At 55.4% G+C, this 14,310-nt stretch carries 14 protein-coding genes; 6 read left to right on the top strand and 8 right to left on the bottom strand.

Features of this window, described 5'->3' with window-relative positions; translation table 11 throughout:
* Positions 1-5: 5 nt before the first annotated feature.
* Entirely contained in the window at positions 6-770 is a 765-nt protein-coding gene (gene mtxX / locus WC598_RS11360; RefSeq protein ID WP_372961618.1) for a methanogenesis marker protein Mmp4/MtxX, read from the bottom strand.
* Positions 755-1,768 (bottom strand): methanogenesis marker 2 protein, encoded by a 1,014-nt coding sequence (locus tag WC598_RS11355; protein WP_372961617.1) that lies wholly within the window; start codon positions 1,766-1,768, stop codon positions 755-757. Before WC598_RS11355 ends, mtxX begins: the two co-directional genes overlap by 16 nt.
* A 142-nt stretch (positions 1,769-1,910) precedes the next feature.
* On the opposite strand from WC598_RS11355, the gene WC598_RS11350 reads away from it, so the two are divergent.
* Entirely contained in the window at positions 1,911-3,371 is a 1,461-nt protein-coding gene (locus WC598_RS11350; protein ID WP_372961616.1) for a replication factor C large subunit, read from the top strand.
* Here WC598_RS11350 and WC598_RS11345 read toward each other — a convergent pair.
* Positions 3,348-3,764 (bottom strand): UPF0146 family protein, encoded by a 417-nt coding sequence (locus WC598_RS11345; protein ID WP_372961615.1) that lies wholly within the window; start codon positions 3,762-3,764, stop codon positions 3,348-3,350. The genes WC598_RS11350 and WC598_RS11345 overlap by 24 nt on opposite strands.
* 17 nt (positions 3,765-3,781) lie before the next feature.
* Between WC598_RS11345 and WC598_RS11340 the strand changes: the two genes are divergently transcribed.
* Together WC598_RS11340 and WC598_RS11335 are read left to right on the top strand one after the other, a co-directional pair.
* Positions 3,782-4,321: an archaemetzincin family Zn-dependent metalloprotease gene (locus WC598_RS11340; protein ID WP_372961614.1), complete on the top strand. Its 540-nt coding sequence runs from the start codon at positions 3,782-3,784 to the stop codon at positions 4,319-4,321.
* Positions 4,322-5,436: 1,115 nt separating this feature from the next.
* Positions 5,437-5,616, top strand: a complete 180-nt coding sequence (locus WC598_RS11335) for a hypothetical protein (RefSeq protein ID WP_372961613.1) — start codon at positions 5,437-5,439, stop codon at positions 5,614-5,616.
* 49 nt (positions 5,617-5,665) lie between these two features.
* Here the strand turns inward: WC598_RS11335 and WC598_RS11330 are convergent, their stop codons facing one another.
* From WC598_RS11330 to WC598_RS11320, 3 genes are all read right to left on the bottom strand, one after another.
* A complete protein-coding gene (locus tag WC598_RS11330) occupies positions 5,666-6,499 on the bottom strand; it encodes a DUF169 domain-containing protein (protein ID WP_372961612.1) in 834 nt (277 codons plus the stop codon).
* 218 nt (positions 6,500-6,717) lie between these two features.
* Positions 6,718-7,290 carry a PLDc N-terminal domain-containing protein gene (locus WC598_RS11325; protein ID WP_372961611.1) on the bottom strand — a complete coding sequence of 191 codons (573 nt, stop codon included), beginning with the start codon at positions 7,288-7,290 and terminating at the stop codon, positions 6,718-6,720.
* A 44-nt stretch (positions 7,291-7,334) separates the two neighbouring features.
* Entirely contained in the window at positions 7,335-8,081 is a 747-nt protein-coding gene (locus WC598_RS11320) for a Bax inhibitor-1/YccA family protein (protein WP_372961610.1), read from the bottom strand.
* 257 nt (positions 8,082-8,338) lie between these two features.
* Between WC598_RS11320 and WC598_RS11315 the strand changes: the two genes are divergently transcribed.
* Positions 8,339-8,653: a hypothetical protein gene (locus WC598_RS11315; RefSeq protein WP_372961609.1), complete on the top strand. Its 315-nt coding sequence runs from the start codon at positions 8,339-8,341 to the stop codon at positions 8,651-8,653.
* 119 nt (positions 8,654-8,772) lie between these two features.
* On the opposite strand, the gene WC598_RS11310 is transcribed toward WC598_RS11315, so the two are convergent.
* On the bottom strand, positions 8,773-10,818 hold the full coding sequence (locus tag WC598_RS11310; RefSeq protein ID WP_372961672.1) for a prolyl oligopeptidase family serine peptidase: 2,046 nt from the start codon (positions 10,816-10,818) through the stop codon (positions 8,773-8,775).
* Positions 10,819-10,976: 158 nt separating this feature from the next.
* Between WC598_RS11310 and WC598_RS11305 the strand changes: the two genes are divergently transcribed.
* Positions 10,977-11,423 carry a PPC domain-containing DNA-binding protein gene (locus WC598_RS11305; protein WP_372961608.1) on the top strand — a complete coding sequence of 149 codons (447 nt, stop codon included), beginning with the start codon at positions 10,977-10,979 and terminating at the stop codon, positions 11,421-11,423.
* A 40-nt stretch (positions 11,424-11,463) separates the two neighbouring features.
* On the opposite strand, the gene WC598_RS11300 is transcribed toward WC598_RS11305, so the two are convergent.
* Positions 11,464-12,885, bottom strand: a complete 1,422-nt coding sequence (locus WC598_RS11300) for an MFS transporter (protein WP_372961607.1) — start codon at positions 12,883-12,885, stop codon at positions 11,464-11,466.
* A gap of 316 nt (positions 12,886-13,201) precedes the next feature.
* On the opposite strand from WC598_RS11300, the gene WC598_RS11295 reads away from it, so the two are divergent.
* A complete protein-coding gene (locus WC598_RS11295) occupies positions 13,202-14,275 on the top strand; it encodes a class I SAM-dependent methyltransferase (protein ID WP_372961606.1) in 1,074 nt (357 codons plus the stop codon).
* The last annotated feature ends 35 nt before the right edge of the window (positions 14,276-14,310 follow it).

The raw sequence follows: 14,310 nt of genomic DNA, 5'->3' as shown, positions 1-14,310 counted from the left end.
TAAATTTATTCCGACAACGATGCAGCGAGCAATAGCGCATTCGTGTAATTTGGTGAGGCGCGCGAAGTATCCACGAAAATTCTGCTGATATTTACCACAGGTGCGCCATGCCCAAAACCGGCCCCGAGAAATGTGAGGGTCCGGAAGATAAGGTTGCCGGAGATCCCATCCGGAGCAATGATAAGACCACAGGTACGGATCGCATCTTCGATCAGGATCTCGCAGTGCTCTGCTCCGGCAATCCGGGCCACCAGTTCGGCGTCGGCCATGCTGGCATCCACCTGTTTGTGCCTGCCGACATCCCCGAGCCGGCCCCCCGAGAGCACGCCCGTTTTTTCCGGAAGGCCGAATTTTTTTGCAATGATCCGCCCTTTGTTTATCAGTTCCACTTTCTCAGGAACGGTCCAGCCCTCGTCAACGCCAACCGGGGTGAGAAGGAATTTTTTGCCCTCTGCGGTCTCAAGGAGAGCGATGCGCTCAAGGTGGTCAACCCCTTCCGCTTTTTTGAGCGCTTTTAAGGTTGTATTTGACGGGAGTGTTCCTCTCACGGCCGCCGAGATCCTTCCTGCCATCAGGTCGCCAATCATGGCCTCTTCGGGCTTAGGATCTTCAACAATGCGGACTGCTGCATTTACTGCCTTATGCCCGATGCAGCCCGGCTTACAATAACAGATCGTCTCGAACGGTCCGCTTACCTGCTCCGCACTCGCGAGGACTTTTTCCGCATCCTCGGCAATCCCGATCCCGATACGTTTCAGTGCGGCAGGCATGCAATATCCTCTTTTCCGAGGTGCATGATCCCGTTGTTAACAAAGTCGAAGACCTGCGTCTCGTTCCCGTCATACCGGATCCGCAGCTCCCTGCTGCTGTTGACGGTGCCAATCTCTTGTGCCGTGATGCCGACTTCCTGGAAAACCCGGATCAGTTCGGGAACATTCGCCTTTTTTGCGGTCAGGATAAATCCCATACCGGGGTACATCCGCACCCAGAGCTCGAAGGTGAGATTGTTTGCTGCGAGCGGGGGTTTTGGTATCAGGTCGAGGTCGATCTCCGCGCCCTTGCCGCTCACTTCGAGAAGCATCCCGAGCGTGCCGATGATGCCGGGGTTGCTGATGTCTTTTCCCGCAGTCACCAGGTGTCTTTTCCCGATTGTTTCGAGCACGCCAATCTGTGCCCGAACCTGTGCCGCAGTTTTCATGGTCACGGAATCCCAGTTGAGCGCACAGGACGGGTGGACCCGGCCGGAGAGATCGATTGCTGCAACAACGCTGTCGCCTTCCTGTGCCGTGTGGCTGTAGATGATGGAATCCAGCTGTGCGGAACCGAGGATGGAGACGTCGATCACGCTGTACGGGGCGTCCGGGTGAAGGTGCCCGCCCACGATCGGGACGCCGAACTGGGCCGATGCATCGTGCATTCCTTTGACCACCTGCTCCTGCACGGTGGTTTTCGCAATAGAGAAGATATCCACCATGGCGATTGGCCGGCCGCCCATGGCAGCTATGTCATGGATGTTGACAAGGACCGAGCAGTATCCTGCCCAGTACGGGTCAGCTTCCATGAGTTTGCTCCAGATGCCGTCGGCTGCAAGGAGAAGCGCTTCACCGTTGTGCTCGATTACTGCTGCATCCTCGCCAAAAGCGGCGATAACGTGAGGTGCATCGATCTTCAGCGCCCTGATCATTTCGCCTATGGTATGCTTTCTTTTGACACCCTCGTATTCCCTGACAACTTTTGCTATCGTCTCTGTGGAGCAGCTCCGGACCACGACATCACCTGAATACTCTCTAAAATAATTGCGTGTATGCTATTTCCATGTTATGAAAGATAATTTATTTGTTCTGACTCCGAGAGCGGGAAGCTCCCGTTGGATCGTGTGATTTTATCTGATTCCCGGTCAACGTGTTGGTATGGACTGGGCAGAAAAATACCGGCCAGCACATCTTGCCGATATCATCGGCAACTCGACTGCAGTCCGGCAGATCGCCGAGTGGGCGAAGACCTGGACGCGGAAATCGAAGCCCCTGCTCATCTACGGAAAGCCCGGTATCGGCAAAACCTCGGCTGCCCACGCGCTTGCCAATGATATGAGCTGGGAGATGATCGAGCTCAACGCGAGCGACCAGAGGACCGCCGCAGTCATCGAGCGGATCGCAGGAGCCGGCAGTACCACGGCAAGCCTGACCGGCGCTTCCCGGAAACTGATCATCCTCGATGAAGCCGACAACCTGCAGGGAACCTCGGACCGTGGCGGCGCAAAGGCGATCATTGAATGCATCCGCGAGACCCGACAGCCGATGATCCTCATAGCGAACGACCTCTACGGTCTCTCGCCGGAGATCCGTACCCGCTGCGAACCCGTCCTGTTCAAAGCCCTTCCGGCCCGCTCGATTGCCCCACGGCTCAAGTATCTCTGCGCAGCGGAAAATATTGCCTGCAGCGATGCGGCGGTGCACGCGATTGCCGAGAGTGCCGAGGGAGATATCCGCTCGGCAGTCAATATGCTGTATGCCTCGGCTATCGGGAGAACCAGCCTTGAGGATTCCGGTGTGCACACTTCGCAGAAGGATGAGCGTGTCTCGATCTTCTCGCTCATCTCGGCCCTGTTTGGCAAATCCACGGACAGCGACCTGATGCGCCTCTCGTACGATGTCGATGACACACCGGAAACCATAGAACAGTGGGTTGAAGGCAGCGTCCAGTACATGCCCGATGCAGCGGCAACCGCGCTGGCATATCGCCACCTGGCCCGGGCGGACGAGTATCTCGGGTACACGTATCGCCGGCAATACCACACGCTCTGGCGGTATGCAACGGCGATCATGCTTCTCGGGGCTGCGGATGCTGCAAAGGGGAACGGGATCCATGCCCGTATCATGCCGCCGGAACGCTGGCAGCGGATGTCGACTGCAAAGAAGCAGAAAACCATCCGGGTCTCGACCCTGAACAAGGTTTCAGGCATTATGCATATCCCCCAGAATACCCTCCGAGAGAGTTACCTTGGCACGGTCTCGATGCTCATTGAAAAGGATCCCGCCCTGTATGCCCGCGAGATGGCGCTTGACGCGGATCAGCTCAACTTCTTCTTAAACGATCGCGTCCGCGCCCAGGGAATAATAAAAGCACTGGCCCTTGAAGAGAAGGAAAAAGAGAAGGAAAAAGAGAAGGAGAAAGAAGGAAAAGTGGCAAAAAAGCCAAAACCGGAGAAAGCGCCAAAACAGGAGAGCCTTCCTGCTGCCCCACCGGCACCTGCCACGCCACCGGTGGAACCTGAAAAACCCAAAGAACCGGCAAAAACCGCAGAACCCGCCGAAGTACCCGAGAAAAAAATTCCGGCAAAGACCCAGTCAACCCTCTTTGACGGGTTCTGATTTCCGGACATAGCGGTGGAGGATAACCCCGCAGTCAATTTTCTCTCCCCCATCCCCATAGGTTTCGAATCCCAGGTGGTACACAACAAGATCGCACCCGGTTCTTTGTGCAAGGGCAATGAGTGGCGGGATCATCTCGATTGCCGGCCGGATCGCGTAGATGACATCTGCCTGATTGTATAGGGAGATTACCGGATCGAATACATCATCGACCGTAACCGTAACCGGGCTGTCGGGAATTTCTTTTACATCGGTTGCGCGGGTCAGGACTCCTGCGCATCCCAGGATCTCGGCTGCCGTGGTATTGCGCCCGATACCCACTTCAACGGCCCGGGTATACCGGCCGGCCAGGTACTCCCCGATAGTGGTCTCAATATGTTTATAGGAGCCCATTCCAACAGAATATAGCGATGCATATCCATATCTTTTGGGATTCAGCGTCCCCCGCGGGTCTTCAGATGCCGGTGGCCCGCAAGATCTCATCTGTGCTGGGCGTCCCATCGTCGGTTTCGGATAATCATGTCCGCATGATGGGATATGTGGTAGCACGTAAACAGATCGATGCGCAGGCGCTCCTTGACAGCGTCCAGACCTACAAGCACCGGCACGGGATTGACGATCCGGTTCTCCTTGTGGTCAACCAGGATCTTTTCCGGAATGGCAACAGTTTTGTTTTCGGCCTTGCCCGCCAGCAGGTCGGTGCAGCGGTTGTATCGAGTGCCCGCCTGAGCAATGAATATTACGGCCGTCATGGGAATGATGACGACCTGATCGACCGGATCACGAAAGAAGGTGCGCACGAAGTCGGGCACCTGCTGGGTCTTGATCACTGCGAGAATGGCGAATGCATCATGTTCCGGCCAAATACCCTCGATGAACTGGACCGGAAGAAGAAGATGCTCTGCCCGGCCTGCTCTGCCCTGCTTGCAAAACGTCTTGCGGCAGAATAATACATCAGGAGCTCCCTGCGGCTTCCTGTCGTATTTTCCATTTTATCCGAAGGGGAGATTATGCCCTGTTTTTGTTCTGGAGAACCGTATGTCTTTTCCCGGCATCGGGTTCATGAGTTAGGAGGTAGGTAAAAAACATCTTTTATCTCGTTTATAATCAAGGGAAAATTTCCTCATATCCCGGATACCAGAACCCGTACGAAGGTGCCGGGTATTTCAAAGATGAATTCAATCTGTATACGACCAGAACTTTTTAACCAATGAGATATGAGAATCACCATTCATCGGGAGTAATCTATATGGCAACCGGGTCAAGGCATAATTCCAGTAAACCCCAATCGGGAAATAAACGGGGGGGTCGTCCCATGAATACGACCGACCGTGCACCTCAGAAAACGGGAGGTTTGCAACAGGACAGATATTCTGAAAAACCTCCCCGAAGATCAGAGGGTGAACGCCACGGGAAAACGCCGGAACGGTCTCCGGTAAGATCGCAAGGCACACAACCGGAAAGAAAATCGGAACAACCGTCTCGAAGGACAGAAGGAGACCGGATGGAAAGAAGACCGGCCCGGGCTCCGCGGAAACCTGAAGGTTCTCCCCCGGGAAGAACCACGGACCGGCCTCCAAGGCGTGCGGAAGGTGACCGGACTGAACGAAAACCGGGACGTTCTCCGGTAAGATCGGAAGGCACACAACCGGAAAGAACATCTGAACGACCGTCTCGAAGATCAGAAGGAGACCGGATGGAAAGAAGACCGGCCCGGGCTCCGCGGAAACCTGAAGGTTCTCCCCCGGGAAGAACCACGGACCGACACCCGCAAAATGCCGGGAAAGAGTGGACTGAATGGAGACCTGAGTATACTGCACGGAAATCTGCAGATGCCAGACCGGTGAAAAATGCGGATCAACCTGCACGAAAAGCCGAGAGTGGGAGGACGGAGAGAAAACCAGAGCACACTCCACGGAAACCTGAAGGTGCCGTTTCAGAGAAATATTCTCACCGGCCAGCACGAAACACCGAAGGGCCACGGGCAGAGAGAAGATCCGAACAATCTCCCCGAAAACCTGAAGGTACCAGAACGGAGAGAACGCCTGACCGATCTCCCCGTAGTGTGGGGGAAGACAGACCCCGGCACAAACCCGGCCATGCACCCGGAAAAAAAGAGTCCCGGGCCGGCCAGACACAACCCCTGGGTAAGATTTCAGGCACTATTGCTAAAGCTGAAGTCAGGAAGGGGAGTAAGCCAATCGGGAAGTTCGGGACATTCGGGGCAAAGAAGACGCACCGGTAATAAACGCATGAGGGGCTGAAAAGCCCCCCCGTATTATACAATCCGCACCCTAGCCCGAATCCCGGAGTTCCTTCCAGAGATCCAGCTCAAGGAAGCTTCCCTGAACGTTCTTTTCCATTTCCTGGTAGAGATTGAACGGGACGGAGAAGGTGAGGACATTTTTTCCGAGCGTTGTGCGGACATTTTTCCGTGCCGAGAGATCGGTGAGGCCGACAACCGCACGGGACAGTTCACTCCCGCTCTCGGCATACGTGCACACGCCTATGGCCTGGCACCCGGCTGCACCGGCTGCAACGATTACCCCGTCCCGGATATTCCCGTGGCCGTAGTTCGCAAGGGTTGAGAGCGCGGCAATCTGGTCGGCATTGGCAACAAAGACAATGCTTTTTATATCCTCGCCCTCTTCGACCTCATGGACGGGTTTCATCACGATAAACCGGTCCCGTGCATAATAGATCGGCAGGGTATCAAGGAAGTTTCCGACAATTTCTGGGTTCTTAAAAAAGCGCTCGCCTTCCGTCAGCATCTTCCTGTGATGGTCGTCGAAGCTCTCCGCAATGATTGCCTGGTATGTCTTCTTGTCCTTTGCGCCCTCGATGCCGTTCGAGAGGAACGAGCAGAATCCAGCGTCGCTCCGGGATGCATGCCGTTCAAACGGCCGTCCGTACCCGAGCCCCATCGCCCCGCCGGCGCACGTTGTCGTGTCCCGGGTGAAGACCGCCGTGCGCCCTTCCTTTGCTACCTTAGCAAAGAGCCACATGACGCAGCTCCAGACGCCCTTTTTGAACTCAAGGGCATTTTCGGGTTTTTTGTCAGACCACACGATGGCAACGGGGTTCAGCGTAATCCCGGCCGCCTTTGCAATTTCGCTTCTGGGTAACATCTCTTGATCCGCTCTGGTTTTTCGTTGTGCCAATGTGTTGTTTCCGTTCACGGTCCCTGGGACCATTGCGGAAAGACCTCACATATAATCGGTTGATAGGCAAGCCGGTATTAAAAAGGTGCCGTTTTTAAAAAACCGGCCTGATATGGTTTCCCGCACCGCTCCTGGCACAAAGGGGTTGGGACATATCAGTTCGCCCCCGGCTTTTCCGGACCGGTTTACCCTGCGGCCGGCACCATTGAGAATGGCAGGCCGTCAACAAGGACCCGGACCTCAACGCCCTCTTTTACTTTCCGGGTGAGGGGCGCTGCAAACTCTGAGCCCAGCTGATCCGGCTTGAAGATGTAATACTCGACATGGATGAACACCTTTGCCAGTTCGATTGCCGAGAAGAGGGCCTGGAACTTGTCGGGACCGCTCGTATAGATCTCAATCGAATTGTTATCCAAGACTATCGAATTGTTGCTGACAAGCAGCATCCTAATGACCCGTAAAAACTTGTTCTCGCGCTCGTCTTTGTTGAGGTTTTCGAGACGGGAAACTTCCCTGAGCTGTTCGTTCACGAGCTCCTGGACTTTCTGGTCATCTTTCGCTTTTATCAAAAAATGGTGAGTCCGGTAAAAATTCTGCCCGAATAAGAGATAGAAGAGGAATCCCGATAGGGGGATGAAGACGAGCAGGGTCCGCCAGGCAAGCGCTATCTCCGAAGTCTTTCGTTCAAAAAAGACAATACTTATGGCAAAACAGATATTCAGGATGATAATGGCAAGGAGGAGGATGTCCACGGGCATAGTACCGGACTTTGTCGGTGCATGGCATCAAAGGTCCCTTTTACTCAGGGGCGGACCGCCTTTTGGATCATCCGCAGTTTCATCAGGAGCCGGATGATCTCCAGGTACAGCCAGACCAGAGTGACAAGCAGGGTGAATGCAGCATACCATTCATGACGTTTCGGCAGGCCGTTTGCTACCCCCTGTTCGACATAGTCGAAGTCGAGGACCAGGCTGAACGAAGCAACAACGGCCACGATGATCGAAAAGACGATGCCCAGCCACCCGCCTTCGTTAATGAACGAAAGCGGCAGGCCAACAAAGGAGAGGACGATACCTGCAATGTAAAAGAGTGCGATCGCCCCCGTTGCCCCAATCACAATAAGCCGGAATTTTTCCGTGACACGGATGAGGCGGGCCCGGAATACGAGGAGGAGCAGGAAGAAGACGCCAAACGTCAGGGCAACGGCCTGCGCGACAATGCCGGGGTACAGGGTTTCCATCCACCCCGAGAACGCCCCAAGGAAAATTCCCTCAAGGATGGCAAAGACCGGGGCGGTGAATGGGGACAGGGTGGTATGGAAGGACGTGATGAACCCGACAACGAATGCCACGATGACGGATCCGAGGATGATGGGAATGGCATCGGCAGGGAGATAGTTCCAGGTCAGTACCGCAGAGGCTATGGCGAGGATGAGGAGCACGAAGGTTTTGTCGATCGTCCCCCGGAGGGTCATCGGCCCGGACGGGCCGGTGCCTTCACCTGCGTCAAAGAGTTCATCCCGGAGTGCCGGGTTGGAGGATCGATCCATAGTCAGCAGTACCGGCTTTGTCAGGTCCTGCTATCAATGTTAGCTTTTGTTCCACAGCCTTTTTCCGGCAGCAGGCCGCCTGGAAGGGTTGGAACGGGGTGGCGTGAAAGCCCGCGATACGAGACCCGGACAATGCAGTCATCAGGCCGGGATTTCGACTCCGTCATTCGGGACACTGGTCAGTTGAACTCCTGATAAAAATCAATAAAAAATATTTATCCCCGTTATCATTGAATCAATACCGTGGATGCTGAACCATGACTGAACTCAAAATCCCCCGCGAAAAAGCAATTCTCCTGCTTAACGAGAGAATTGACGATATTCGCACGATAAAAACCAATCAATACGGTCCTGAGTATTATGACTTTGTCCGCTGGTGCTCGAAAACCTATGCGGCGATAGATGAGATCTATGCTTCCGGTGATTTCCATACCGAAGATATCCGGACTCTCGGGCTCCAGAACTGTGCCTGTAATCCGGAGATGAAGGCACTGATCCTTGCAGAAGCATACCATGCCCGCCTGCTGGATTATATTAGGGAAATCGAGAGTGGGCTAACGGTGCCGGAATAAGAGCTGCCATATTGAATAAAAGATCTGGAGTACGGAAAAGAACCGGGTTTTTCTCTTCCTCTTTTATCCCGCTTTTTTGAGGAAACGAAAACACCTGTGGCTCCTTTTGATGGGCAGGTTCATGCACTGCCCTTCACGTACGATGTCATCCAGGTGATCTCCCGTACCCAGAGATCCCGGATCTGTTTGGGTTCGCCGGGGAAGTGACCGGCCCGGGGATAGATGACGAGCTGCGACGGGATCCCCCGCTTCCAGAGTGCACGGGAGAACGCCTGCCCCTGGCCGGGCGGGACCCGGACATCCTCCTCTCCGCTCACCACAAGCGTTGGGGTCGATACCTTTGCAACAGAGTGGATGGGGGACCGGCTGGTGTACAGGTCCCACTTATCCCAGTACTCCCCACCCAGTGAGTCTGGTTGATCGAACGGGACATCTGTAGTACCTGCGTTGCTCACGAGATCCGTGATACCGTCGATAACAACTGCACCGCGGAACCGGTCGGTCTGGGTTACGGTCCACGCCGCCATGTACCCGCCATAGCTCTGGCCGATGATCCCCATGCGCCCGGGATCTGCGATGCCCTGAGATACGAGATAATCTGCACCGGCCATGAGGTCGCGGTAATCCCCGCCACCCCAGTCGGCATAGTTTGCCTTGACAAAATCTGTTCCGTACCCGTTCGAGCCCCGCACGTTGGGATGCAGTACCGCGTACCCGAGCGAGGAGAATGTTCCTGTCGGGATGATGGGCCAGCTCGTCCCTCCGGTGAAATACCGGAGAAAGTTTGATGAAGGGCCGCCGTGGGCTTCAATGATGAGGGGGTATCTGGTCCCGGGTGTGTAATCCGCCGGGTACGTCAGCAGCCCCTCGATCACTTTGCCCTCCGAAGAAGTCCACCGGATGACTTCGGTCTTCCCTATCTTTCCGGTCCTGAGGTTTGCGTTGAGCCGGGTTACCTGGAACGGTACGAACTTATCAACCGGCGTTATGTAGATCTCCGGGGCGAGATCGGAGTCCTCTGCGGTATAGACAAAGACGGTCCGCCAGCTGTTCTCCTGGACATTCCCGATAAACCCGTACCGGAAGAGTTCCTGCGGGGCCGAACCGTCGACCGGCACTGCATTCATGGTGACCGCGGTTCCGTTTGTACCGGGAACATACAGGATCTTTCCGTCCGCTGACCATCCGGTGATCCCAAGACCGGTTGCGCCCTGGTCGAAGTCTCCAATAACCGTACGCGGGGTACCCCCGTTCACCGGTACGATCGCTATATCCATGAGGTTATAACTGCTTATCGCGGGATAGGCCACCGATTTCCCATCCGGGGAGACCAGCACCTGGGAATAGGTGGTATGATTAAGGGATTCCGGCACCAGAAGTGTCACTCTGCCTGTTGTGAGATCAACGCGGGAGATCGAGGTGTTGACGCTGTATCGCTCCACGGCAGCGGGCGCATGCGCAAAGACGAGCCCCGAACTGTCCGGAAGCCAGTCCCAGCTGCCGGCACTCATATCGGAGGGGGTGAGAAGTCTTGAATCGGGATTGCTCCGGCCGTCTGCTGGGATAATATAGATCCCTGCCCGGGGAAGGTTCTCCCCGGTTACGATGGGATCTTCCTTAGCGGCAAGGGCCCGCTCCTGTTCAGGGGTTTTTGGAAGTAACGCGCGATAGCTGATCTGCTGCCCGTCCGGCGACCAGTGAAATGCGGAGACGCCGGTCTCCTGGCTGGTGAGCCGGAATGCCCTGCTCCCGTCTGAGTTCATGATCCAGACCTGAGGGCTTGTTCCTGCATACGAAATGTACGCGATCCTTCTCCCCTCCGGAGACCAGGCCGGGTTTGCACAGGAATCTGTGTCAGAGGTCAGCTGCCGGATGCCTGAACCGTCGGACTGGACGGTATAGATCACGGAACGCATTCCGCTTGTTGTTGGATTCATAACTGGATACGTCACCGCGTATGCAATATCCCTTCCCGATGGAGAAGGAGCGGGGGATCCAATCGCTGTAACGCTTAAGGTATCCGAGAGGGACCAGATCGAAGGGTCATTGACCGGATCGATAGACACCGTTCCGGCCTGGACGGCCGGGGCAGAGAGAAGGAATAACCCGCACAGGAATACAGGGAAGAGCCATGTGCGGCCGGGTTTTTGCAAAAACGGGAACATGCTCGTCAATTATTTCGTTAGCAATGGATTGGAGATGAAGATTGTGAACCATAGGTTCCACACTTCCGGAATCGCATGCCCCGGTTTTGGGAAAATCCCGCGGCTTTTTGTGCACCAGAACCAACCAACAGGCTTTATTGACCCCGTAACAGAATTTCATGAGAATAAAAAAAATGGTGGGCAAGATGCGCTGCAAAAAGACCGGTTCCCTGTTCATCCTCCGCATTGACCGTGGGGAAGAGATTGTCAGTACACTCAGAGCATTCTGCACGGACCAGGAGATTTTTCTTGGCACGGTCCAGGGAATCGGTGCGGTCAACAACGTGGAGATCGGTCTGTTCGAGACCGCGACAAAGGAGTATCATACCACCAAACTCACCGGTGACCACGAGATCACGTCGCTGCTTGGGAACATCACGACCCTGGACAAGAAGCCCTACCTCCATCTCCATGCAACGCTCTCCGACGCATCGCACCGGGCCTTTGGCGGCCACCTGACGAGCGCCGTTGTCAGCGGCACCTGCGAACTATTCATTCAGATGATTGACAGCCATATCGGGCGGACATTCGATGCCGGTGTCGGGCTGAACGTGTTTGATCTCTGATCCCGTTCTCCCTCACGACAACAGGGATCCGCCGGAATTTTCACACCGCATCTTCGATCTTTTCGAGGGATGATCCGGTCATATCGATCCGGGTGAGCAGGGTCACGGCAAAGGCAGCGAGACAGATGATGCCCATGATGATGACGGTTGCCTGGACCCCACAGGAGGCTTTCATCAGCGGGACAAATACAATCCCGCAGGCTGCACCCGCCTTGGCAAGCCCGGCCGCAAACCCGTGGGCGGTTGCCCGGAGCCGGGTGGGAAAGAGCTCGGCCGGGAGGAGGAACGTTGTCGCATTCGGCCCGAAGTTCTGGAGAAGGTTGAAGAGGCCAAAACCAAGAAACGCGAGAGCGATTATTGTCTGTGAACCGGACTGCGACAGGGCAAGGATGAACATGCCTGCCGCCATGCCGATGAACCCTGCGAGCTGGAGCCGTATCCTGCCGATCCTCTCAATGAAGAAGACGCTCAGGATAAAACCGATAACCAAAAAGATGTCGAGCAGTACCGTATACCCGGACGAATAGAAGTCCTGGGCAATGAAATTGAGCCCGGCCGCATTGGTACCGATCATGGATGCGATGAGGATGGGCGTGAATATCCCCACGCCATAAAAGGCAAAGTCCATCAAAAACCACGGTACGGTGATGAGCACGGTCCGGCGCTGGTTTTTTTGAGAGAAGAGTTCGGCATACGTTTTTAAGGTGGCACGCCAGGCCGGCTTTTTTTCCGGCAGATCTCCCGCTGTCTCTGCCGGCGGGAGCGTGACCGGCTTTTTCATCGTAAAGTCCGGAATCAGGTAGCGGACTACCCCCATTGCAAGTTTCCACTCCCTGCGCTGGATATGCCACCGGGCGCTCTCGGGAACGGCCCGCCGCAGCACAAGGATCACCACCGCAGGCACTGCACCGGCAACAAGCATCCACCGCCAGGCCGATTCCGACGGGTACATGGCAAGTATGCAGAGCCCGATCCCGGCTGCAGCAAAGATGCCTACTGCCTGGAAGCTGAAGGCCGCGATCAGCATCCGGCCCCGGATCCGTTTCGGCATGAACTCACTGACATAGGAGGCACAGACCGGGTAGTCTGCCCCGATGCCGACCCCGAGGAGGAACCGGAACAGGATGAGGGACTCTATGTTCCAGGCACACGCTGACAGGACTGCAAAGATGATGAAAATAGTGAGATCGGCTATAAAGACCTTCTTCCTCCCGAACCGGTCACAGAGCCTGCCCCCGATAAGTGCCCCGAAGATCGCCCCGACAACGGCTGCTGCACCGACAATGCCCTGGGCGAGCGGTGTTACGGTAAACTGGACGATGATGAGCGGCAGGGCAATTGACATCACGAAGAGATCAAAACCGTCAAGGAAGATCCCCATTGCCGAGAGAAACCAGATATGGGCATGCTTCAGGGTGAACGGGGCATCATCCATGGCTTCCGTGAGAATGCTGCAGGGCATAAAAACCTCAGAAACGCTGGCTATGCTTCCTCTATTTCCGAAAAGGGATAAACGTTTCTTTTAATCATTTCCGCCGGGTGTGGATTCCGGTAGATTTTCCCTTAGCGGTACATCGGCATCGCCGGGTAGAATGCAATTTACTGACGGGGGAGACATACGGTTCCGCATCCGGTGACACAAAAATGGCGGGATTTTAAAAAAAACCAATACCGGACCCCTTTTTACGGATACCGGGAGGTACCATTTCTCCCGGCTATCCGTGACGCGAATAAAGACAGGCTTTTTGCTGCGGCTCTTCCATTCTTTTAGGAAATTCATGCTTTTTCTTTCAGACCGGGAAGAACGCGAATGGAGAGTGTACGCGGATGAGATTCTGACGGGTCATCCCGCACCCGGCAGCTATGATACAAAAATCCAGAAGAACCTGGTGCCGTCATTTCACTTTTACATTGCAATGTTCCTTGCCGCAAATGGAACGGGGGATGAGGCTGTTGCATGGGTGAAGTCTGCAGTCCTCGATGAGGTGGACGGGCTCTTCGGTCTTGCGTTCCTCCTCGGGTTCCTGGAGCGGTACGATCGCACCCTCAAAAAACCCGCACTGGTGTTTGAGGACCCCCGGCCGTTCATCCATTTCACGACCGCCCCGTTCATGAGCACGGCACGGACACTGTTTGTCCGGCACTGCAACGAGTCGCTCCCGGTCTTTCCTCACTCCGTGCGGTTCATGGATATCGGGTGCGGCAACGGGGCGCTTGCTGTTGCGGTCTTATCCAGCCTGCTGGAAAGCAAAAAGATTACGGGCATCAGCGAGATCCTGCTTGTTGACCCGTCGCCGGCAATGGCAACCCTTGCAGAAAAAACCCTGCGGGCCGCATTCCCGGATGCCCCAATCAGTATCGAGTGCAGCCGGATCCAGGACTGTTCGGGCAGGATCGACCGGAAGATCGATATCGCGATGAGCTCGCTTGCGTACCACCACATGCCGGTCGAAGACAAGCGCATTCATCTTGCCCGGCTCCGTCCATGGATCGATCACTTCCTCCTCTTCGAGATGGATGCCGACATCGATACTCATGGCCGGTTCTCCCCCGCCCTTGCCGTTGCGGTATACCAGTCCTATGGCCGGATCTTCGACTGCGTCTATGCCCACGATGCTTCGGTTGAAGTGGTCAACGAGTGCATCGATATGTTCCTGATGACCGAAGTTATCTCTATCTTGTGCGAGCCCCGGGGGATCAGGAGCGATTACCATATGCTGCGGGAGCAGTGGAACGCTCTTTTTTTTGAGGTACTCGGCCCGGCTTTTTCCTGCACGTGCGAGGCCGACTGTTATGCCGATGAGCACATGGCATTTTTCACGGTCCAGTACAGCAGGACCAACCGGGTGTGAACCGTTTCCGGGCGCTCTCGGGGTTTAATAAACAA

Source organism: Methanoregula sp. (assembly GCF_041645475.1).
Taxonomy (GTDB): domain Archaea; phylum Halobacteriota; class Methanomicrobia; order Methanomicrobiales; family Methanospirillaceae; genus Methanoregula.
The sequence above is the reverse complement of the archived record's forward strand: the minus strand, read 5'-3'. Positions and strand labels throughout refer to the sequence as shown.